At 42.0% G+C, this 21,088-nt stretch carries 15 protein-coding genes; 8 read left to right on the forward strand and 7 right to left on the reverse strand.

Going from position 1 to position 21,088, the window contains the following annotated elements; translation table 11 throughout:
• The first annotated feature begins 188 nt into the window (after positions 1-188).
• Positions 189-1,151, forward strand: a complete 963-nt coding sequence (locus RB151_RS06380; protein WP_071547879.1) for a DUF1177 domain-containing protein — start codon at positions 189-191, stop codon at positions 1,149-1,151.
• Positions 1,152-1,245: 94 nt separating this feature from the next.
• Here the strand turns inward: RB151_RS06380 and cspD are convergent, their stop codons facing one another.
• Positions 1,246-1,488 carry a cold shock domain-containing protein CspD gene (gene cspD / locus RB151_RS06385; protein WP_071547880.1) on the reverse strand — a complete coding sequence of 81 codons (243 nt, stop codon included), beginning with the start codon at positions 1,486-1,488 and terminating at the stop codon, positions 1,246-1,248.
• A 400-nt stretch (positions 1,489-1,888) separates the two neighbouring features.
• Between cspD and clpS the strand changes: the two genes are divergently transcribed.
• Both clpS and clpA read left to right on the forward strand, forming a co-directional pair.
• On the forward strand, positions 1,889-2,209 hold the full coding sequence (clpS, locus tag RB151_RS06390) for an ATP-dependent Clp protease adapter ClpS (protein ID WP_042846513.1): 321 nt from the start codon (positions 1,889-1,891) through the stop codon (positions 2,207-2,209).
• Positions 2,210-2,239: 30 nt separating this feature from the next.
• A complete protein-coding gene (clpA, locus tag RB151_RS06395) occupies positions 2,240-4,522 on the forward strand; it encodes an ATP-dependent Clp protease ATP-binding subunit ClpA (RefSeq protein WP_048606557.1) in 2,283 nt (760 codons plus the stop codon).
• Between the two features lie 62 nt (positions 4,523-4,584).
• Here clpA and infA read toward each other — a convergent pair whose 3' ends face one another.
• The 6 genes from infA to trxB all read right to left on the reverse strand — a co-directional run bounded on the left by infA (position 4,585) and on the right by trxB (position 12,405).
• Positions 4,585-4,803, reverse strand: a complete 219-nt coding sequence (gene infA / locus RB151_RS06400; protein WP_004244560.1) for a translation initiation factor IF-1 — start codon at positions 4,801-4,803, stop codon at positions 4,585-4,587.
• A 141-nt stretch (positions 4,804-4,944) separates the two neighbouring features.
• On the reverse strand, positions 4,945-5,646 hold the full coding sequence (gene aat / locus RB151_RS06405; RefSeq protein ID WP_042846511.1) for a leucyl/phenylalanyl-tRNA--protein transferase: 702 nt from the start codon (positions 5,644-5,646) through the stop codon (positions 4,945-4,947).
• Between the two features lie 7 nt (positions 5,647-5,653).
• Entirely contained in the window at positions 5,654-7,396 is a 1,743-nt protein-coding gene (cydC, locus tag RB151_RS06410; protein WP_042846510.1) for a heme ABC transporter ATP-binding protein/permease CydC, read from the reverse strand.
• Positions 7,397-7,398: 2 nt separating this feature from the next.
• Positions 7,399-9,165, reverse strand: coding sequence for a heme ABC transporter permease/ATP-binding protein CydD (gene cydD, locus RB151_RS06415; RefSeq protein WP_071547881.1), 1,767 nt, complete (start codon positions 9,163-9,165; stop codon positions 7,399-7,401).
• Positions 9,166-9,582: 417 nt separating this feature from the next.
• Positions 9,583-11,262 carry a DUF4153 domain-containing protein gene (locus RB151_RS06420; RefSeq protein ID WP_048606565.1) on the reverse strand — a complete coding sequence of 560 codons (1,680 nt, stop codon included), beginning with the start codon at positions 11,260-11,262 and terminating at the stop codon, positions 9,583-9,585.
• A gap of 183 nt (positions 11,263-11,445) precedes the next feature.
• The gene (gene trxB / locus RB151_RS06425; protein ID WP_042846507.1) at positions 11,446-12,405 is read right to left on the reverse strand and encodes a thioredoxin-disulfide reductase; all 960 of its coding nucleotides are present in this window, start codon (positions 12,403-12,405) and stop codon (positions 11,446-11,448) included.
• Positions 12,406-12,943: 538 nt separating this feature from the next.
• Between trxB and lrp the strand changes: the two genes are divergently transcribed.
• The 5 genes from lrp to serS all read left to right on the forward strand — a co-directional run bounded on the left by lrp (position 12,944) and on the right by serS (position 21,063).
• Positions 12,944-13,438, forward strand: a complete 495-nt coding sequence (gene lrp / locus RB151_RS06430) for a leucine-responsive transcriptional regulator Lrp (RefSeq protein WP_004918089.1) — start codon at positions 12,944-12,946, stop codon at positions 13,436-13,438.
• A 413-nt stretch (positions 13,439-13,851) separates the two neighbouring features.
• Positions 13,852-17,505, forward strand: coding sequence for a DNA translocase FtsK 4TM domain-containing protein (locus RB151_RS06435; RefSeq protein ID WP_071547882.1), 3,654 nt, complete (start codon positions 13,852-13,854; stop codon positions 17,503-17,505).
• 106 nt (positions 17,506-17,611) lie between these two features.
• The gene (gene lolA, locus RB151_RS06440) at positions 17,612-18,232 is read left to right on the forward strand and encodes an outer membrane lipoprotein chaperone LolA (RefSeq protein ID WP_042846505.1); all 621 of its coding nucleotides are present in this window, start codon (positions 17,612-17,614) and stop codon (positions 18,230-18,232) included.
• Between the two features lie 85 nt (positions 18,233-18,317).
• Complete coding sequence (locus RB151_RS06445; RefSeq protein ID WP_042846504.1) at positions 18,318-19,661, forward strand: replication-associated recombination protein A; 1,344 nt, start codon at positions 18,318-18,320, stop codon at positions 19,659-19,661.
• A gap of 109 nt (positions 19,662-19,770) precedes the next feature.
• Positions 19,771-21,063 carry a serine--tRNA ligase gene (gene serS, locus RB151_RS06450; protein WP_042846503.1) on the forward strand — a complete coding sequence of 431 codons (1,293 nt, stop codon included), beginning with the start codon at positions 19,771-19,773 and terminating at the stop codon, positions 21,061-21,063.
• Positions 21,064-21,088: the final 25 nt, after the last annotated feature.

A 21,088-nucleotide genomic window follows, 5' to 3' on the forward strand; every position in this document is an offset into this window, starting at 1 on the left:
ATAAGCAGTTTATATCGTTAGTACTTTATTTTAAGTGCGTGAATAACGCCTTCATCAGGAAAAGGTGAGACCTCAGCAATAAGTGGTTTCACATGGGGTGAAATGGGGAAACCTAGCTTTATTGGGCTAGTTATCCCCAAAGTAGCCCTTCATTTTTATAAAAAATAATTAAAATTGAAGGAAATACAATGAGTCTAAAACAAACTCTTTGCGTTTACGATTTAATCGATAGCGCTAGTGTTAGGGGTGAAGACATTGTTGCATTATTCCAGGGTTTCCCACAAATTAATGTCACGTCTAAAACAGTCAAGGATCTTAAAGGTCAAAGTGATTTTGTCCGTATTCATATTCCTGGCACACAAGGTAAATCACAAGGTAAAGATGCTCCAACACTGGGGATTATCGGCCGCTTAGGTGGTATTGGTGCTAGGCCATCTCGAATTGGTGTTGTTTCTGATGCTGATGGTGCCATAGCTGCAGTTGCGGCAGGTCTTAAGTTAGCAGAAATGCATGAAAAGGGGGACAAACTGGCAGGGGATGTGATTATCACAACTCATATTTGCCCTAATGCCCCAACGCGCCCTCATACACCTGTTGATTTTATGGATTCTCCCCTTGAAGATGCGACGATGAATCAGCATGAAGCAATTCCTGGGGCGGATGCAATTTTGTCGGTAGATACGACAAAAGGAAACCGTTTACTGAACCACAAGGGGTATGCGTTATCCCCTACAGTAAAAAGTGGTTATATCCTGCCTGTGTCTGAAGATTTGATCCGCTTAATGGAGTGGAGTAGTGGGCAAAAGGCAGTCACGTTCCCGTTATCTATTCAAGACATAACGCCTTACGGCAATGGCCTTCATCATATTAATAGTATTTTACAACCTGCGGTGTCAACATCAGCTCCTGTTGTTGGTGTGGCCATTTGCTCAGATACCGTCGTACCGGGTTGCTCCACAGGGGCTAGCCATGAAGTTGATATTGCGGCGGCTGTAAAATTTATGATTGAAGTTGCAAAAGCGTTTACAGAAAACCAATGTAAGTTTTATGACGTTGAACAATATGCATTATTAACGTCATTGTATGGTGATATGTCCCATCTGCAAACAGCGGGTGGTTGTGCGGCTAAAAAACCATTATCTGATAGTTAAGTTATAAATAGCCACAGTTAATTATTGACGTCATCAATGATATTGAAATAATTAACTGTGCTCTATTGCACAAAGTGTTAAATTGTACAACGTATTAATTTGATTCAGTATTATCAGGAAGAGTACTCTCAACTTCAATTGGAATAATCAGATCCGCATGATTACCTTTTGGCCCAGTCGTTACGCTAAATTGCACTTTTTGACCTGCTTTTAAAGTCCGATAACCATCCATTTTAATGCAGGAATAATGAGCAAAAATATCTTCTCCGCCATCAGCCGGGCAAATAAAACCAAAGCCTTTTGCGTTATTGAACCACTTAACGATACCCGTCTCCATATTTTATCCTTTAGGTTTGCAAATAGTGTTTTACAGACATGTATAAAATACACACAACAACTAAGTATAAATACTCTGTTGATTGCTCGTAAAACATACTGTAGTAAATTGCCTTATAAGGTCAAGAGGCGAGTCTCAGTAATTATGGTAAAGTGTTAAGAATTCGATAAGCATTGACGGCTATTTTCTGTGATATTTGATATGGCTCACAGATTGCAAATCATAGAAGTGAGGGCGATTGCCATGCTACACTGTGGTTTATAGTACATATGATAAAAAATGACATACTAATCTAACCGTATAGTTTGATGGCATTATCAACTTGATTGGTGAAATCGTTGATAATAAAGACTATGCTAAAATTGAAATTTAACATTTAGTAAGACTGAGCAAGAAAGTAATGAGCGATTTTCTGGGCACATTTAAAACAGACGTCATTTTTAAAGATGAAGTAGAGCAAACCTTACAGCCACCATCGATGTATAAGGTATTATTAAATAATGACGATTATACTCCGATGGATTTTGTTGTCGAAGTGTTACAAAAATACTTTTCTTTTGATGAAGAACGCGCTACACAGATAATGTTAGATGTCCATATTCAAGGAAAGGGAGTTTGTGGAATTTTTACCGCAGAGGTTGCTGAAACAAAAGCGGCGCAAGTCAATACTTTTGCTCGTGAACATGAGTACCCTTTGCTTTGCACTATAGAGAAAGTTTGACTGGTTTAATATCAATTTTGGGAGGTGCTTATGCTCAATCAAGAACTGGAGCTTAGTTTAAATGTAGCTTTTACAAAAGCGAAAGATAGCCGCCATGAGTTTATGACAGTAGAGCACCTATTGCTGGCGTTATTGAGTAATATCTCTGCGCGCGAAGCTCTAGATGCTTGCAAGGTTGATCTTGTCGCGCTGCGCCAAGAACTGGAACACTTCATCGCGCAAACTACACCTTTGTTACCCGAAAATGATAACAGAGACACCCAACCTACTCTGAGTTTTCAACGTGTATTACAGCGAGCTGTTTTTCATGTGCAGTCATCTGGGCGCAACGAGGTCAGTGGTGCGAATGTCTTAGTCGCTATTTTTAGTGAACAAGAATCTCAAGCGGCATACTTATTGCGTAAGCATGATGTCAGTCGCTTAGATGTCGTCAATTATATCTCTCATGGCACAGTAAAAGGTGAGGGGCCTTCATCTGAACAAGATATTTCCCCGAGTAGTACTCCAAATGAAGAACAGCCGGTCTCAGAAGACCATATGGACAACTTCACGACTAACCTGAACCAGCAGGCTAAAAAAGGGAATATCGACCCACTGGTGGGACGGCAGGCAGAATTAGAGCGTACGATCCAAGTGCTATGTCGCCGCCGTAAAAATAACCCACTATTAGTCGGGGAGTCTGGCGTTGGTAAAACAGCAATTGCAGAGGGCTTAGCGTGGCGTATTGAGCAAGACGATGTCCCAGAAGTGATGAAAGGTTGCACTATTTATTCATTAGATATTGGCTCATTATTAGCGGGCACCAAATACCGCGGGGACTTTGAGAAACGCTTTAAAGCGCTGCTAAAAATGCTAGAAAAAGACCCGAAGAGTATTTTATTTATCGATGAAATACATACGATTATCGGTGCGGGTGCTGCATCCGGTGGCCAAGTTGACGCCGCTAATTTGATTAAGCCTTTGCTATCAGGTGGGCGTATTCGAGTCATTGGCTCAACGACATATCAAGAGTTTAGTAGTATTTTCGAGAAAGATAGGGCGTTAGCGCGTCGTTTTCAAAAAATTGATATTGTTGAACCTACACCAGAAGAAACTATTCGTATCATCACTGGGTTAAAGCCTAAGTATGAAGCGCATCATGATGTGCGTTATACCGCTAAAGCTATCCAAGCTGCTGTGGATTTATCTATTAAATACATCACAGACAGGCACCTACCAGATAAAGCAATTGATGTTATTGATGAAGCTGGAGCCCGTACGCGGCTTATTGCACCAAGTAAGCGTAAAAAAACCATTGGTGTACCTGAAATAGAAACCGTGGTGGCACGTATTGCACGTATCCCAGAAAAAACGGTTTCATCGAGTGATAAAGACAAACTGAAAACCCTTGATTCGCGTTTGAAAATGCTCGTATTTGGCCAAGACAATGCGATCAATGCATTATCGGAAGCCATTAAAATGAATCGAGCAGGTTTAGGGGTAGACAATAAACCTGTTGGCTCGTTTTTATTTGCAGGTCCAACTGGGGTTGGTAAAACAGAAGTCACCGTTCAGTTAGCTAAAGCACTAGATATCAAACTATTACGATTTGATATGTCTGAGTATATGGAGCGCCACACAGTTAGTCGTTTAATTGGTGCACCTCCGGGCTATGTCGGGTTTGACCAAGGCGGTTTACTGACTGATGCTGTTATTAAACATCCACATTCAGTGGTGTTATTGGATGAAATCGAAAAGGCACATCCTGATGTGTTTAATATTCTGCTGCAAGTAATGGATCACGGCACATTAACCGATAATAACGGCCGTAAGGCTGATTTTCGTAATGTAGTGGTGGTGATGACAACCAATGCTGGTGTGCAAGAAACACAACGTCGTTCCATTGGTTTTGCTGACCAAGACAACAGTACTGATGCGATGTCTGAGATTAAAAAAGTATTTTCTCCAGAGTTTCGTAATCGTCTAGATGGCATTATTTGGTTTAATTCGTTAACGCCTGAGATTATCACGCAAGTGGTTGATAAGTTTATTGTTGAATTACAAGTACAACTTGATGAGAAAGGGGTATCCATTGAGGTGAGCTCAGCGGCTCGTCGTTGGTTGTGTGAAAAAGGTTATGATAAAGCAATGGGCGCCCGACCTATGGCGCGCGCAATTCAGGATAACCTGAAAAAACCATTAGCAAATGAATTGCTATTTGGTTCATTAACCAATGGCGGCTCTGTAAGTATCGGGCTTGATGAAAAAAGTAACACACTGACATACAGCTTCAGTAGCGTGCACAAGGCCTCTCCGGAGGATGCGGTATTCTGACGAAATAGACCACAGGTGTGTCATGCACCTGTGGTAATGTCAGGCCTTGCCTGAAGAGAATATCAACGGCTACGGAAAATGATTCGGCCTTTGCTCAGGTCATAAGGAGTTAACTCTACAGTTACCTTGTCGCCTGTCAGGATGCGGATATAGTTTTTACGCATTTTACCAGAAATATGAGCAGTCACTACGTGACCGTTTTCTAGTTCAACACGGAACATTGTGTTTGGCAGGGTATCTAAAACTGTGCCCTGCATTTCTATATTGTCTTCTTTGGCCATCTAATCCTCTAAGTCTAATAACCGTGATTTTTAACGGGCAAGATAATGCCCAAAAACCCGCACTAAGTAAAGAAGTGTCGCATTTTAACACGATCTTTATTTTTTCATGGGGAATAAAATTATTGTAAAAACCAATTTTTACTAATTAAAAATTGGCGGTATTTCAATCGATTGCGGTAACCAGCAGGCGGGGTCAATCGCTTTGTTACGCCACCGATAAAGAATATGTAAAAAATCCCTACGGGATATCTCTTTTGCGCCCATCGAGGCGGTATGGTGGTTAAGTACCTGACAATCAAAAAGCTGCCCATTATAGCGCAAAAAATGAAAATAGAATGTAATAAAAGCAAATTTGGATGCATCATTCATTCTACTGAACATAGATTCCCCACAAAATAGGTGACCCATGTTCACGCCGTAGAGCCCCCCAACAAGTTGTGAGCCATGCCAAGCCTCAACAGAATGCGCGATCCCTTCTTGATGCAAAGCCAGATAACCGGCTTGTACTTCAGGTAAAATCCACGTACCTTCGGGACGGACAGAACAAGCTTCAATAACTTGCTTGAAAGCAGTGTTAATCGTAATGCGATAAATCTGTTTTTTTAACACTTTTTTCATTGAACGACTAATATGTAAATCGCCCACCATTAGCACAGCTCTGGGGTCTGGTGACCACCATAAAGGCATCTCTCCAGGATTAAACCAAGGAAAGATACCATCATAATAAGCAGCTTGCAGCCTTTTTGATGAAAGATCTCCCCCAATGGCTAATAAACCATTCGGTTCCCGCATCGCTTCAGACACGGGAGGAAATAAATTGGAGTCATCATCTAATTGGTACATATGCGCCTCAAAGGGGTTGCTGTACCCAATGGCGCTGGCGGAATTGGTAATACCGACCTTGCATATCTAACAGCGCTTGATGGGTGCCTTGTTCGACGATTTTACCATCATCCATCACACATATGTTATCCATTTCTTCTAGACCTTGCATCCGATGAGTAATGACAATCAAGGTTTTATCTGCACACTTTTCTTTTAGCAGTGCTAAAATTTGTTGCTCAGTTTGTGCATCAAGCCCTTCTGTCGGTTCATCCATAAGGACCAATGGAGTATTGTGTAATAGTGCCCGAGCAATCCCTAAACGGCGTTGTTCCCCTCCAGATAATTGGCGGCCACCATCGCCCATCCATGCATTGAGTTTTAATTCGTTTTCTAACAAATTACCTAACCCAACTTGGCGAAGCACTTCATTAAGTTCTGCATCAGTCGCTTGTTCTTTTGCTAATAATAAATTATTACGTAAAGTATCACTAAACACATGAACGCGCTGTGGTACTACGGACATCACGCTGCGCAAGGCTTGTTCACTAAACTCATTGATGGGATGACCATTGAGAGTAATGCTTCCACTGTCGACATCCCATGCGCGGGTAAGAAGCTGAAGCAAAGTAGATTTTCCACAGCCAGTCTTACCTAACAAGGCAAAATGTTGGCCTTTAGTCAAAGACAGGGAGACATTGTTCAGAACAGCAAAAGGCTGCTCTGGATAAGTAAACGAAATATTTTCAACCTCTAAGCTTTCTAGTGTTTCTATTGAATGGCTTTGGGTAGGGAAAGTCACTTCCGGTTTGGCTGTCATCAGTTGTGAAACTCGGGTGGCAGAAGCAATAACTTGGCCCATATGTTGGAAAGCAACAGCAACTGGGCCTAGCGCTTCAAAGGCTGCTAAGGCGCAGAAAACAAATAATGCGATTAATGCGCCAGGCTTTGTATCACCTCCTACATGCTCCGCAGCCATCCACAGCAATAATGTTGCGGTAATACCCGATGCAAACAAGATAACCGCTTGTGATAGCCCTGTAAGCGCAGCTTGTTGCTGTTGGCGAGCTTGCCAGCTATTTTCTATTCCCCACAAGGTTTGGCGAAAACGCGATGTTGCGCCAAATAATGTTAATTCCGCTTGCCCTTGTAGTGCGGACGTTAAAATAGTGCGGTAATTTCCACGTAATTCAGTCAGTTCTCGACCAATTGGTTTACCCGCATGATAAAAGGCTATTGGCATGGTAAATAATAAAAATAACATGACCCCTCCCAGTGTCCACGCAAGGCGAGGGTCAAGATAACTTAAGCCAAAAATCAGCACGAAAGTCACGAAAAATGCAGTGATAATTGGTGATAACACCCGTAAATAGAGGTGATCAAGTGTTTCTACATCGGCAACAAGGCGGTTAAGTAATTCACCTTGGCGAAAGCGGCTGATCCCACCTGGGGAGAGTGGAAGTACTTTACTAAATGCAAAAACACGTAGGTGAGCTAAAACTTTAAACGTCGCATCGTGACTAACTAGGCGTTCTCCATAGCGACCAGCAGTACGGAAAATAGCAGCGCCACGTACACCTGCGGCAGGTAACATATAATTAAAGTAGTACAGCCCAGGGAAACCGGCAATTGCGGTACCTGCTAAAAACCAACCAGAAAGAGTTAACAGCCCAATACTGGCAAGTAGGGTCACAATGGCTAAAATAATGCCTAAGGTGATCAAAAACCAATGACGGCGATAAAGGGCTAAGAAGGGTAATAAAACTTTCATTATCAAAGCTCCTCACTGCGGTGGGCAAGTAACTGGGCAAACGCCCCTTCAGATTGACTGAGTTGTTTGTAATTACCCCGTTGAATGATTTGGCCATTAGCCATTACCCAAATTTGGTCGTAATCGATAGTTTCTTCCAGTAAATGGGTGACTAACAGGGTCGTCTGTTGCTCTGATAGCTGGTTTAGTGTTTGCATAACCCGTTGTTCGCTATGAGAATCAAGGCTTGCGGCGGGCTCATCTAACAGCAATAAACGCGATGGTTTCAATAAAACGCGAGCAACAGCAACTCGTTGTGCTTGCCCAACAGAAAGGCGAGCGGCGTAGTCGCCAAGCCGTGTATTTAAGCCATCAGGTAAGTGCGGTAAAAATTCAGAGACATAAGCATTATCAATAGCATGTTTAACTTCTGCTTCAGAAGCGTTAGGTTTACCTAAACAGATATTTTCAATCAGTGTTTGTTCGGGTAGATGTGGGTTTTGCCCAACCCAGCCAAGCAATTCACGCCACTTATCGGGGCATAATTCACTTAATTCAATGCCATTTACCGTGATTGAGCCGTTATAGGGTAAAAAACCCAATAGTAGATTGAGTAGAGAGCTTTTGCCCGCACCGCTTTGGCCTACTAAAGCAATACGTTGCTGTGGTTCAATACTAAAATCTAATGGCCCTGCAAGACACACTCCATCGTGCGATAAAATTTCTAGCTGCTTGGCTTCGATACGAATAGGTTCATTTGGGAGGGTTTTTGTACCTTGCTGGGCTTTTTGTTCCCCCTCGCTATTTAGCAATGTTTCTAACGTTTCAGCAGCTCCAACCGCTTGGGCTTTCGCATGGTAATATGTGCCGAGATCACGCAATGGCTGGAAGAATTCAGGGGAAAGAATGAGAGCTAAAAAACCCGCAAACAGTGTGACAGGTAAACCATAGCTACCGAAGTTCATTTCACCAAGGTATGAAAACCCGAAGTAGACGGCAACAACCGCAATAGAAATTGACGCAAAAAATTCGAGGACCCCAGAAGAGAGAAAGGCCATCCGCAGTACTTCCATGGTTCTAGAGCGAAAATCATCAGTTGACTCACGAATTTGCTGAATTTCTGCTTTTTCACGGAAGAATAATCGTAAAGTATCGAGGCCTCGCAACCTATCAAGAAAACTACCGCTGAGGCGGCCTAATGCAATGAAATTACGCCTATTAGCATCCGCAGCGCCAAGCCCAACTAATGCCATAAAAATAGGAATAAGCGGTGCGGTCACGAATAAAATTAACGCAGCAGCCCAGTTAAAGGGAAAGATAGCAATCAAAATCATGATGGGGATAATACCCGCTAAATACATTTGAGGTAGATAGCGGGAGTAGTAGTCTTGCATATCTTCGATTTGTTCAAGAATAATGGTTGCCCAACTCCCCGCTGGTTTCCCTTTGACCCAAACGGGGCCTAATTCTTGGAGTTTATCTAGCACCATTGTGCGGATTTCTTGGCGTACAACTTGCCCACAGCGAAAGCCAATACGTTCTCGTATGTAAGTGACAATTGCACGAAGAATAAAGACGCTAATTAGTAGAATAAAAGGCGTTACAAGTTGTTCCCGTGGAGTGCCATCCATAATTAATGCTTGTAGGATAACGGCTAAAAACCACGCTTGAGCAATAATCAGTAAGCCACTAAGCATGCCCAACAGCATAGAGATCCGCAACCAGCGCTTCGCGGGAGCACTGTGTTGTTTTAACCAACGTACCAATTCAGTCTGTCTTGATTTATCCATAATGATTTAGTTAGCAGGTGTAGTTTTAATGTTATTGAGTGTAGTTAGATTATGCCAACCTAACGTCGCTTTCATCATTACTATATTGCGCTAGTCCCTATTTTAAACTGCACAAGAAAGATAATAGAGTGACCTAGCAACATAATTAATGACGATATGAAAACCAGTATTTTTGATCTTGCTCGGTAATTCGAGTTATTTAGGCTCCATCATAACAGCTTCATTAGGATATGTTACATAATAAAAGCACCTTATTTAAAGTGAACTGTGTTTTGTTATTAAATTGTTTTATAAAGGTAAATTTAATATTTCAGTCAGTCTTAAAAGATGAGGTTGGTTGAGATATTACTGTATTTTTATTTGATATGTAGATGGCTAAATGACATTCTGTTAAGCCATCTACATTTTTAGAAAAAATTAAGGGGTAGGGTCAATCATTAACCATTCTTTAGGTTTTAATTGAAAATGTCCGTCTAATAAATTATCCCAAGCTTTGTCTTTCGCTTGTACAGTATTAAACAAACGAGTTTGGTTATCGACTAACTCCCAGCTTTGTTCCTGTTGTTGCCAAATATTGCATTCAATACTGGCACTGGTGGGGTAGGTATAACACATAACAACATCATTTTGCCCATTTTGGTTGGCGTCTGCCATAAAGCCCATGCATGAGTATGGCTCATACTGTGATGTGCAATACCATTCGCCGGTGAGATTTTCACCGAGGTCAAACCAACTATCTGGTAATTTAGGGCTGTTTTTAGCTTGTATTAACACACCTTTCAATGGCTTACGTTGTTCTTCATTGTATGGGCTAGTTTGAAACGCTTCTGTGTATTCTGGGTTTTTATCTAATTGTTTATAGGCTTGTTCCCCATATTCACCTAAATGCTTTAAGTCGTATGCTAAAGAACTATTTACCTTAATTTTGCCGTTTTCAACCCCCGCTATGATACTGTTGACCGTGATCCTTTTAAAATCGGCAATCGGGCTATTGATGACCAAAATAATCGCTAGCAAAGACAAAATACCGACTTTGTTGATAGTACCTAGAGATGCCATCCATGCTGTTTTTTTGCGAAGAATTGCAAGGCTATAAGCAAGGACAATAGCGGATAAAAACAAGGCAATTGTGAAAGCGTATAAGCGCTCAATGCTCCAACTGTATTGGTTAACACGTGCAATGATCCCGTATAGAGACAGTGCTGAAAATGCATTGAGCAGAATAATGCTAAGGAGAACAAAACCATTTAGCCCCGGACGGAATCGGTATTGTGTACTGCCATCACCATATACGAAGTTAATAAAAATAAGGTTCAGGATAATAAACCACAGCATGACTGCCGAACCTAGACCGACGGAGGCTAAACCTGAGAAATATGAAATCACAAAACCCACTAAGAAAATGGCAGCGACTAGGTTAAGCAACGGTAAGAAAAATCGAGCAATAAAACTGGCAAAATTACTAAGTTGAATATCAAGTACAGCCCTTAAAAAGACCAAACTGATATTGAATCCAAGAGCAAAGCCTGCCCAATAGACTAATTCGTTATCTAGGATATCGTGCAAAAAATTGAGGTTTACAATGCCAAATAAAAAGCTAGCTAGCTTTATAATTAACGCTAATAGCCCACCAATGGCAGAGGATAAAATACCTAGGAAAGTATTTTTAATATATAAACCCATTAAGCAACTGTAATTGATTTTCCATGTTGCGCTTGTTTGTAACATTTGCATCCATGGCAACATGAAAAAGAATAAAACAGTCAGTGTGAGAAAGGCAAAAAATGGGTCTGCTTCTGTTGGCGTTTTAAAATCTTGGGCGTGCCAGTAGTTAATCCAGCAAGTTAACCCGACTGTAATTGCAATATTGAGATAAAAAATGGCGGATTTCGCATTAGTAATTAAGTAGCTAATGACCGAAGGAACAAAAATAGCGAGTAAGACTGGTAGATACACTGTTGTTGTACTTAACTGGCTATCATAACGGATAGAATAATCCGTGGTAGCTGCAATAATAACACCTTGGATTATTGCGAGAACTACAATAATAAAATAGGCATAACCACGAATATCATCACGCCCTAATTGCTGCCCCATATTTGTGCCTTGTTAACGTTAATTTTATGTAAAAACAGTATAGGTTGAATGTTTTGCACGCAATATAAACTTGCTCTTAAAATATAGAGCAATAGCAAGTTGTTAAGAAAAACTAGGGAGAGTAGGAAGGAATAAAAAAGGCTTTAATCTATTTAAGATTAAAGCCTAGGTGTTCGTTATAGATTATTTAGAAGCAAGCCCATCAAGGTAACGTTCTGCATCTAATGCTGCCATACAGCCTGTCCCTGCTGAGGTGATGGCTTGGCGGTATATATGGTCCATTACATCACCAGCGGCGAAAACACCTTCTACTGAGGTTTGGGTTGCATTACCTTGTGTGCCAGATTGGACTTTAATGTAACCATTGTCTAAGTCTAATTGCCCTTCAAAAATAGCGGTATTTGGGCTATGGCCGATAGCAATAAAGGCTCCCATTACAGGTATTTCTTCTGTTTCGTGGGTTTTAGTGCACTCAAGGCGTACACCCGTAACCCCCATGTCATCGCCGAGTACTTCGTTTAAAGTACGGTCGGTATGCAGAATAATATTGCCGTTTTCGACTTTATCCATTAAACGATTAATAAGGATTTTTTCTGCACGGAAGCTATCACGACGGTGGATCAAATGAACTTCTGAGGCAATATTCGATAAATATAGTGCTTCTTCAACCGCGGTATTTCCACCACCAACGACGGCGACTTTTTGGTTACGGTAAAAAAATCCATCACAAGTGGCACAAGCAGAGACCCCACGACCTTTAAAGGCTTCCTCTGAAGGTAAACCAATATAACGAGCGGAAGCTCCTGTTGCGATAATGAGGGCATCACAAGTATATTGATTTTCATCACCGATTAGTCGGAAAGGGCGTTGCTTTAAATCTACTTTTTGAATATGGTCAGAGATGATTTCAGTTTCAAATTTAACTGCGTGCTCATGCATGCGCTCCATTAGCATCGGTCCAGTAAGCCCTTCAGGGTCGCCTGGCCAGTTTTCAACTTCAGTGGTGGTAGTTAACTGACCACCTTTTTCCACCCCAGTAATCAGGGCTGGGCTTAAATTTGCGCGTGCAGCATAGACTGCGGCAGTATAACCTGCGGGGCCTGAACCTAGAATGATTAACTTGCGATGTGTGGTTGTGCTCATGAATTCCTCTTTTAATCTAAAAAAAAGCGTTAACAGGATTGTAGGAGAAATAGCAGGTTAACAAAAGTGGTTTAAGTGCGAGTGAGTGTCATGCCACTAATTTCTATGATAGGCAATACCTACTAATTGTAAAAAAATGTAGCAAAAAGTTGAATATGTCACGCTTCACAATTTTTAGGAATTATCTTGAATTAAGGCTGCGAAACGTTTTACTGGAAAAAAAAGCGAAATCTTGTACTGATTTTTATTCATTTGCTTTGACAATCGGCTGCGCATTTGCGAAAACATCTGTGTAAGAGTTAATTATCTAGCAGGTCAATGGAAATGGCGCATTTTTGTTCTTACTGGAAAGTTAACTTTACGCTACTTACAAACTTAAAAAATGAGTCAAAATTGTGGGTGATAATTACATTCACACGAAATTCAGCACTATGAATAAAATTTGCTCCTGAACACGGTTCCCTAAATATAAAAGGTGCGGCTAAGGTGCTATTTTATAGATGTAGAAAATAACAATTAGAGAAAGAGAGATTAAGAGATGATTGACAATAAAAAGCGTCCAGGCAAAGACCTTGACCGTATCGACAGGAATATATTAAACGAATTACAAAAAGACGGGCGAATTTCTAACGTAGAATTGTCTAAGCGTGTTGGTTTATCACCGACACCGTGTTTAGAGCGTGTGCGTCGTCTTGAAAGACAAGGGTTTATTTCTGGCTATACCGCCTTGTTAAATCCACATTACTTAGATGCATCCCTATTAGTGTTCGTTGAGATTACACTGAATCGTGGTGCACCAGACGTGTTCGAACAATTCAATACAGCAGTTCAAAAGCTTGAAGAAATTCAAGAATGTCACCTTGTTTCTGGTGATTTTGACTACTTGTTGAAAACGCGTGTGCCAGATATGTCCGCATATCGTAAGCTGCTAGGTGAAACTCTTTTACGCTTACCTGGTGTAAACGATACTCGTACCTACGTGGTTATGGAAGAAGTTAAACAAAGTAACCGTTTAGTGATTAAAACACGCTAATTTTTACTTTTTTAACCTCACTTCAGCACAGCATTTTCAGCTTTGTTGTCGCACTGCAGTTTCAACGCTGAGTTTACTCAGCGTTGTTCCGTTTTAATACAGTAAAAACATTGTGTTATTCACCCTCAAGTGTCTCATTTAATCGCAAATCTAACCGCGTTGACATTTGTTTGCTAAAATTACTTAGTAAACAAGGAGTATTGTTTCCAATTAATTGATTTTAAATCTATAAATATTTAGGATTTTTAACGGGAAATAGAAATTGAATCCTTATGCGTTAGATGAAATACTGAAACTTGTCGTTCCTGTGATGCATTGATTTACTTCCGTAACGGTAAAACAGGCACAGCAAGGCGATTAATGTTAGAATAAACATAAATCAGTAAAGAACATCAGTCAGCAAAGAAACAATAATGAGCCAAGAATACACAGAAGATAAACACATCAAATTTAAAAAATTAAGTAGCGGTAGGCGGCTATTAGAGGTTATTTTGCTCGCAATTTGCTTGAGCGCTATCTTTTTAATGGTTGCTTTATTGAGTTTCAGCCCTTCGGACCCAAGTTGGTCCCAAACCACATGGAATGCGCCCGTAAAGAATTTAGCTGGTAGTGTTGGCTCATGGAGCGCGGATATTCTTTTTTCTGCTTTTGGTATTCTTGCTTTTGCAATTCCTCCCTTATTAATTCTCGGTTGCTGGGCTATTTTCCAATACGAAAGTCAGCGTCGCTATATTGATTTCTTCTCTCTTTCTCTAAGGTTAATTGGTGGGTTAGCGCTAATTTTATCCTCTTGTGGGCTAGCTGCACTGAATTTTGATGATTTACCTAACTTTGCTTCAGGCGGTGTTATTGGTAGCGTGTTTAGTAACGCAATAATGCCGTGGTTTAACTCATTAGGTGCAACACTTGCATTGCTGTTCTTATGGGCTATTAGTTTTACGTTATTTACAGGTTGGTCATGGCTGACAATTGCAGAAAAAATTGGATCTGCCGTCCTTTTTCCTATCGCTTTATTAACAAATAGGGCGAGGGGTGATGACTTAGATGACTATGATGTAGATGTCGAAGAAACCGAAGGTGCGTTACAACGTGCGCAAGAAGCAGAGCATAGGGCTAACAATTACCCAGATACTATAGACCCAGATGACGTTTTATTTTCTGCGCCTACTGTTGCCGAGTTGGTGACTGAAGTATCCCCTGCACCAGAGGCAGAGTCTACCGAAAATACAGCGGTTACTGAAGGGGCAACGCCAATAGCGGCTCAAGGTGTACCAGAACAAGAAACGGTGCCATCGTTTTCTGCTATTGATGAGCCTAATACCTATCATTTTGAAGTGCCTGAAGATTACCAACCTCAATTAGGTTCTGGTTTTGAGGAAACGACACCAATATCGGATGAACCTCCTGTTCATCAATCAAACGCGACATCCACGCCATTTGAATATCACGCTAATGAGCATATAACACCACAAAATCAAGCTGATGTTCCTCATCAAGAACAGTCAAATAATCAAATAGAGCCTCAAAGGCCACAATATAACTCGTTTGAGCCACAATCACTTTCATCGCCATCGATGAATGTTAGTGATGTCGCGAGTGCTGTAAGTTCAACAGTGACGGAGCGTGTTTCAGACCCAGCGGCCATTGCTGCTGCGGGGATTTCCATTGCCGCACTTGAACGCCACGCCCAAGTAAAACAAACAGTAGAGCCTGAATTACCAAGGCCAAACCCTGTTCGTTTACCTACTCGTCGTGAACTTTACGGTATCCGTATCCCTTCTCAGCGTGATGCTGAGTTGCAACGCCGCCAAGAAGAGGCGTTAAAACGCGAGCAAGCGTATCAACAGTGGTCCGCAGGTGAGCAGGAGTCCTCTGAAACGGAAGAGGAAGCACAGCAAGATGAATTGCTACGAGCTCAGTTCTTAGAGCAACAACGAGAGCGTTATGGTGATATCGATGAAACTGACTATGAATCGCCGGTATTTAGCGCACAACCGAGCGTTGCAGAACAACAGCAGCAAGATGAACCATCTGAATCAGGTTCTTTGACGCAGCCAGAAATTGAGCATCGTTGGCCATCAGCGTCAGCATTTTCTAATAATACTCACACAATACCCGCATCAACTGAATCCACTCCTGCAGTCGATGACGTGTACAAAAATAGCTTTGCAGAAGATGAACATTCCCAGATATCTGATCACTTTGAATCTAAGGTTGATTTGAAAAAAGAGTTTTCCGTGCTGGGTAGTTTTTCTCCAGTTGATGATCTGGTAGACGATGAACCAGCTGACCCATTATTTATGCCTTCATTTAGTGCGGTGCCAGTTCCTTCGGAAAATTCACAAAATAATATTCATGAAGGTCTTGGCAATTCGTCAACATCGGCACACACTTTTGCGCAGCCACAGCAGCCACAGCAGCCACAGCAGCCACAGCAGCCACAGCAGCCACAGCAGCCACAGCAGCCACAGCAGCCACAGCAGCCACAGCAGCCACAGCAGCCACAGCAGCCACAGCAGCCACAGCAAGATAGCTTATTCCACCCGTTTTTGGTGCGAAATGATCAACCTTTACCAAAACCAACAACACCAATGCCATCCCTTGACTTACTGGCGAGCCCACCTGAACAGGAAGAACCAGTCGACATGTTTAAACTTGAGCAAACCGCTAGGTTAATCGAAGCTCGGTTAAATGACTATCGGGTGAAAGCTGAGGTTGTTGGTTTCTCCCCAGGGCCTGTGATCACGCGTTTTGAACTGGATTTGGCACCCGGTGTGAAAGCCGCTCGTATATCAACATTATCACGAGACCTTGCACGCTCTTTATCTACAGTGGCAGTACGTGTTGTGGAAGTGATACCGGGTAAGCCGTACGTTGGGCTTGAACTCCCTAACGAAAAACGCCAAACGGTTTATTTAAGTGAAGTTTTAGACTGCGATGACTTTAGGAAAAACCCTTCGCCATTAACGATTGTGTTAGGTAAAGATATCGAAGGTGACCCCGTGGTTGCTGATTTAGCAAAAATGCCGCATTTATTAGTAGCAGGTACCACTGGGTCAGGTAAATCCGTTGGTGTCAACGCCATGATCCTCAGTATTTTGTATAAAGCGAAGCCCGAAGATGTCCGCTTTATTATGATTGACCCGAAAATGTTGGAGCTTTCCATCTATGAAGGGATCCCGCATTTATTGACAGAAGTCGTTACCGACATGAAAGACGCCGCTAATGCATTACGTTGGTGTGTGAATGAAATGGAACGTCGTTATAAGCTAATGTCTGCTCTCGGTGTACGTAACCTTGCGGGTTATAATGATAAAATTAAAGCAGCCGAAGAGATGGGGCGTCCAATACCTGATCCGCATTGGAAACCTAGTGATAGCATGGAAATTGAACATCCTATGCTGAAAAAAGAACCTTATATCGTTGTTATGGTTGATGAATTTGCTGATTTAATGATGACAGCAGGTAAAAAAGTTGAGGAGCTAATTGCTCGATTGGCACAAAAAGCCCGAGCAGCAGGTATTCACCTTGTTCTTGCAACGCAACGTCCGTCTGTCGACATTATCACTGGGTTGATCAAAGCAAACATCCCTACTCGTATTGCATTTACTGTTTCCAGTAAAATAGACTCTCGTACTATCCTTGACCAAGGCGGTGCTGAGTCCCTATTAGGGATGGGGGATATGCTATATCTTCCGCCAAACTCATCAATCCCTATGCGTGTACACGGTGCTTTTGTTCGTGACCAAGAGGTTCATGCGGTTGTGAATGATTGGAAGGCGCGTGGGAAACCACAATATATTGATAACATTACCACTTGTAGTGATGATAACGAAGGTGGGGGCTATGATAGTGGTGGGGAAGAACTTGACCCATTATTTGACCAAGCTGTAGAGTTTGTGGTTGAAAAACAACGTGTTTCTATTTCCGGTGTTCAACGTCAATTTAGGATTGGCTATAACCGCGCCGCAAGGATTGTTGAGCAAATGGAGATCCAAGGTATTGTGAGTGAACAAGGTCATAACGGGAATCGTGAAGTCCTTGCGCCACCGTCAATGGGGCATTAAAAATAGGTTAACAGCTTAATCATTTAGTGTGCTGATTGTTGGTTTAATTTTAGGGGTGTATAACGTTATCACACCTCTTAGGGTCATAACTTAAGGTCATTGTTCGATGAAAAAAATGATGTTATTAGGCGTACTCGCCTTCAGTTTACATATCGGCCAAGTACTGGCCGACGCCAGCCAAGACCTACAAGCTCGTCTGAACAAGGTCAATAGCTTCCAAGCCAGTTTTTCACAGAAGGTGACCAGCCCTGAAGGGGATCTTGTTCAAGAAGGTGTTGGGGATTTGTGGCTTGAACGCCCGAATTTATTCAATTGGAATATGACATCACCTGATGAAAGTGTATTAGTCTCGGACGGCAAAAACTTGTGGTTTTATAACCCTTTTGTTGAACAAGTTACGGTAACTAATTTGGCCGATGCCACACAAGACACGCCATTTTTATTAATCACTCGTAATGATCCTAAAGATTGGAAGCAGTATTCAATTATTCAGCAAGGTAACACGTTTGATTTAAAACCAAAGCAAACTAATGGCACCTTGAAACGCTTTTCAATCACAGTCTCACCAGAAGGGACAATTGAAAAATTTTCGGCAGTGGAACAGGATGGGCAAGTCAGTGCTTATCAGTTAAAAGAACAAAAAAATGGTCCTGTTGATGCAAGTAAATTCAAATTTACGATGCCTAAAGGGGTGACCTTAGATGACCAGCGACCGAATGCAAAATAACCAATAGTAACGACAATAATCATCAGGTTTTAATGGCCTGGTGATTTGCACTTCTTTATTTTTAAGACGTAAAAAAGAGGATCTCGTGGGTAACCTGTCTCTCGATTTTTCGCAGAATGAATTCCAACCTTTAGCAGCAAGAATGCGGCCTGAAACCCTTGAGCAATACATTGGCCAAAAGCATTTGCTAGCGGAGGGGAAACCATTACCACGCGCTATTAAAGCAGGGCATTTGCACTCCATGATTTTATGGGGGCCACCGGGGACAGGTAAAACGACTCTTGCTGAAGTGATTGGCCATTATGCTCAGGCTGACATAGAGCGTATTTCTGCTGTTACCTCAGGTGTTAAAGAAATCCGTGAGTCAATAGAAAAAGCACGCCAAAACCGTAGCGCAGGCCGCAGAACAATTTTATTTGTGGATGAAGTTCATCGTTTTAATAAAAGCCAGCAAGATGCTTTTTTACCTCATATCGAAGATGGCACGATCACATTCATTGGGGCGACAACAGAGAACCCTTCATTTGAGTTGAATTCTGCACTACTTTCGCGCGCAAGGGTTTATTTACTTAAGTCACTAGAAGAAGCGGATATTGAGCTAGTATTGTTACAAGCCTTAGCTGATACAGAAAGAGGGCTAGGTGGGCAAAATATTCTTCTACCTGACAGTACACGTAAAATTATTGCACAGTTAGTTAATGGCGATGCTCGGCGCTCATTGAATTTATTGGAAATGATGGCCGATATGGCTGAAGCCGATAGCCAAGGCCAACGTATTTTGACCGCTGACTTACTGAAAGAAGTCAGTGGTGAACGTACTGCACGCTTCGATAATAAAGGTGACCGTTATTACGATTTAATTTCTGCATTGCATAAGTCAGTAAGAGGCTCGGCCCCTGACGCCGCGCTCTATTGGTATGCAAGGATCATTACGGCGGGGGGAGATCCACTTTATGTCGCACGCCGCTTGTTAGCAATAGCTTCTGAAGATGTCGGGAATGCCGACCCTCGGGCTATGCAAGTGGCCATTTCTGCATGGGATTGTTTTACCCGAGTGGGGCCCGCAGAAGGTGAGCGTGCAATTGCCCAAGCGATTATTTACCTTGCCTGTGCTCCAAAAAGTAATGCTGTCTACACCGCATATAAAGCAGCTATTAAAGATGCTCAAATGCAGCCCGACTACGACGTCCCTGAGCATTTACGCAACGCCCCAACTAAGTTGTTAAAAGAAATGGGGGCAGGGAAAGGGTATCGTTATGCTCATGATGAGCCTAATGCTTACGCTGCTGGGGAAAACTACTTTCCTGAGCCAATGCAGGCAACGCGTTATTATTACCCTGAAAAACGAGGGCAAGAGAGCAAGTTTGCTGAAAAATTAGACTGGTTAGCCCAACAGGATCAAAATAGTGCCATAAAACGCTATCGCTAAACTGGGCAATGCGGTAAGGTTATATAGCCAATTACTATACTTTTATTTATAACGCTGGAATGCGTTATATTAAGTACCATCAATAACTAACAATTATCACAGGATAAGCATGCTCGATCCAAATTTACTGCGTACGGAGCTAGACGCGGTTGCTGAAAAACTGGCTCGCAGGGGTTTTACCCTTGATGTGGAAAAGCTGCGTGAATTAGAAGAACGCCGCAAAGTTTTACAAGTTGAAACTGAAACCCTGCAAGCAGACCGTAACTCGCGATCGAAAACTATCGGTGCGGCTAAGGCACGTGGTGAAGATATTGAGCCATTACGTCAAGAAGTTAACTTATTAGGCGAAAAATTGGATTCTGCTAAGGCAGAATTAGACAAGCTGCAACAAGAAATCCGTGATATTGCATTGAGTATCCCGAATATTCCTGATGACCAAGTTCCTGATGGCAAAGATGATTCCGACAATGTTGAGGTTGCGCGTTGGGGTAAACCTCGTGAATATGATTTTGAAGTTAAAGATCACGTTAGCCTAGGCGAATTAACAGGGGGCCTAGACTTCCCTGCTGCGGTAAAACTGACCGGTGCACGCTTCGTGGTGATGAAAGGGCAAATAGCCCGTATGCACCGTGCGTTAGCCCAATTTATGTTGGATTTACATACAGAGCAGCACGGTTATCAAGAGCTATATGTTCCGTATTTGGTCAATCATGATACGCTGTACGGTACCGGCCAATTACCAAAGTTTGGTGAAGATTTATTCCATACCAAACCGTTGGAAGAAGAAGCAGACAGCAGCACTTATGCGTTGATCCCAACAGCAGAAGTCCCTGTTACTAACTTAGTACGGGATGAAATTTTAGATGAAAATGATCTTCCGCTAAAAATGACTGCACATACACCTTGTTTCCGTTCTGAAGCGGGTTCATATGGTCGGGATACTCGTGGTCTTATCCGTATGCACCAGTTCGACAAAGTTGAGCTTGTACAAATAGTTCACCCTGAAAAATCGATGGATGCACTGGAAGAGCTAACAGGTCACGCTGAGAAGGTTCTGCAATTATTGAACTTACCTTACCGTAAAGTGATTTTATGTACTGGTGATATTGGTTTCGGTTCACGCAAAACTTACGACTTAGAAGTATGGTTACCAGCTCAAAATACATACCGTGAGATTTCTTCTTGTTCAAACATGTGGGATTTCCAAGCACGTCGTATGCAAGCGCGTTTCCGTGGTAAGAGTGATAAGAAAACTCAACTAGTTCATACGCTAAATGGTTCTGGTTTAGCCGTTGGTCGTACATTGGTGGCGATTTTAGAAAACTACCAATTAGCAGATGGCCGTATTGAAGTTCCAGAAGTATTACGCCCATATATGAAAGGCCTAGAATATATCGGTTAATTTCCGTTATTCTTTCAAAAGTTAA

It is taken from the genome of Providencia rettgeri (genome assembly GCF_001874625.1).
Taxonomy (GTDB): Bacteria; Pseudomonadota; Gammaproteobacteria; order Enterobacterales; family Enterobacteriaceae; genus Providencia; species Providencia huashanensis.

Bases quoted from the DNA above. Each gene is read 5' to 3' on its own strand.
- RB151_RS06380 (WP_071547879.1), top strand. From the start codon at position 189: ATGAGTCTAAAACAAACTCTTTGCGTTTACGATTTAATCGATAGCGCT.
- cspD (WP_071547880.1), bottom strand. From the start codon at position 1,488: ATGGAGACGGGTATCGTTAAGTGGTTCAATAACGCAAAAGGCTTTGGT.
- clpS (WP_042846513.1), top strand. From the start codon at position 1,889: ATGAGCGATTTTCTGGGCACATTTAAAACAGACGTCATTTTTAAAGAT.
- clpA (WP_048606557.1), top strand. From the start codon at position 2,240: ATGCTCAATCAAGAACTGGAGCTTAGTTTAAATGTAGCTTTTACAAAA.
- infA (WP_004244560.1), bottom strand. From the start codon at position 4,803: ATGGCCAAAGAAGACAATATAGAAATGCAGGGCACAGTTTTAGATACC.
- aat (WP_042846511.1), bottom strand. From the start codon at position 5,646: ATGTACCAATTAGATGATGACTCCAATTTATTTCCTCCCGTGTCTGAA.
- cydC (WP_042846510.1), bottom strand. From the start codon at position 7,396: ATGAAAGTTTTATTACCCTTCTTAGCCCTTTATCGCCGTCATTGGTTT.
- cydD (WP_071547881.1), bottom strand. From the start codon at position 9,165: ATGGATAAATCAAGACAGACTGAATTGGTACGTTGGTTAAAACAACAC.
- RB151_RS06420 (WP_048606565.1), bottom strand. From the start codon at position 11,262: ATGGGGCAGCAATTAGGGCGTGATGATATTCGTGGTTATGCCTATTTT.
- trxB (WP_042846507.1), bottom strand. From the start codon at position 12,405: ATGAGCACAACCACACATCGCAAGTTAATCATTCTAGGTTCAGGCCCC.
- lrp (WP_004918089.1), top strand. From the start codon at position 12,944: ATGATTGACAATAAAAAGCGTCCAGGCAAAGACCTTGACCGTATCGAC.
- RB151_RS06435 (WP_071547882.1), top strand. From the start codon at position 13,852: ATGAGCCAAGAATACACAGAAGATAAACACATCAAATTTAAAAAATTA.
- lolA (WP_042846505.1), top strand. From the start codon at position 17,612: ATGAAAAAAATGATGTTATTAGGCGTACTCGCCTTCAGTTTACATATC.
- serS (WP_042846503.1), top strand. From the start codon at position 19,771: ATGCTCGATCCAAATTTACTGCGTACGGAGCTAGACGCGGTTGCTGAA.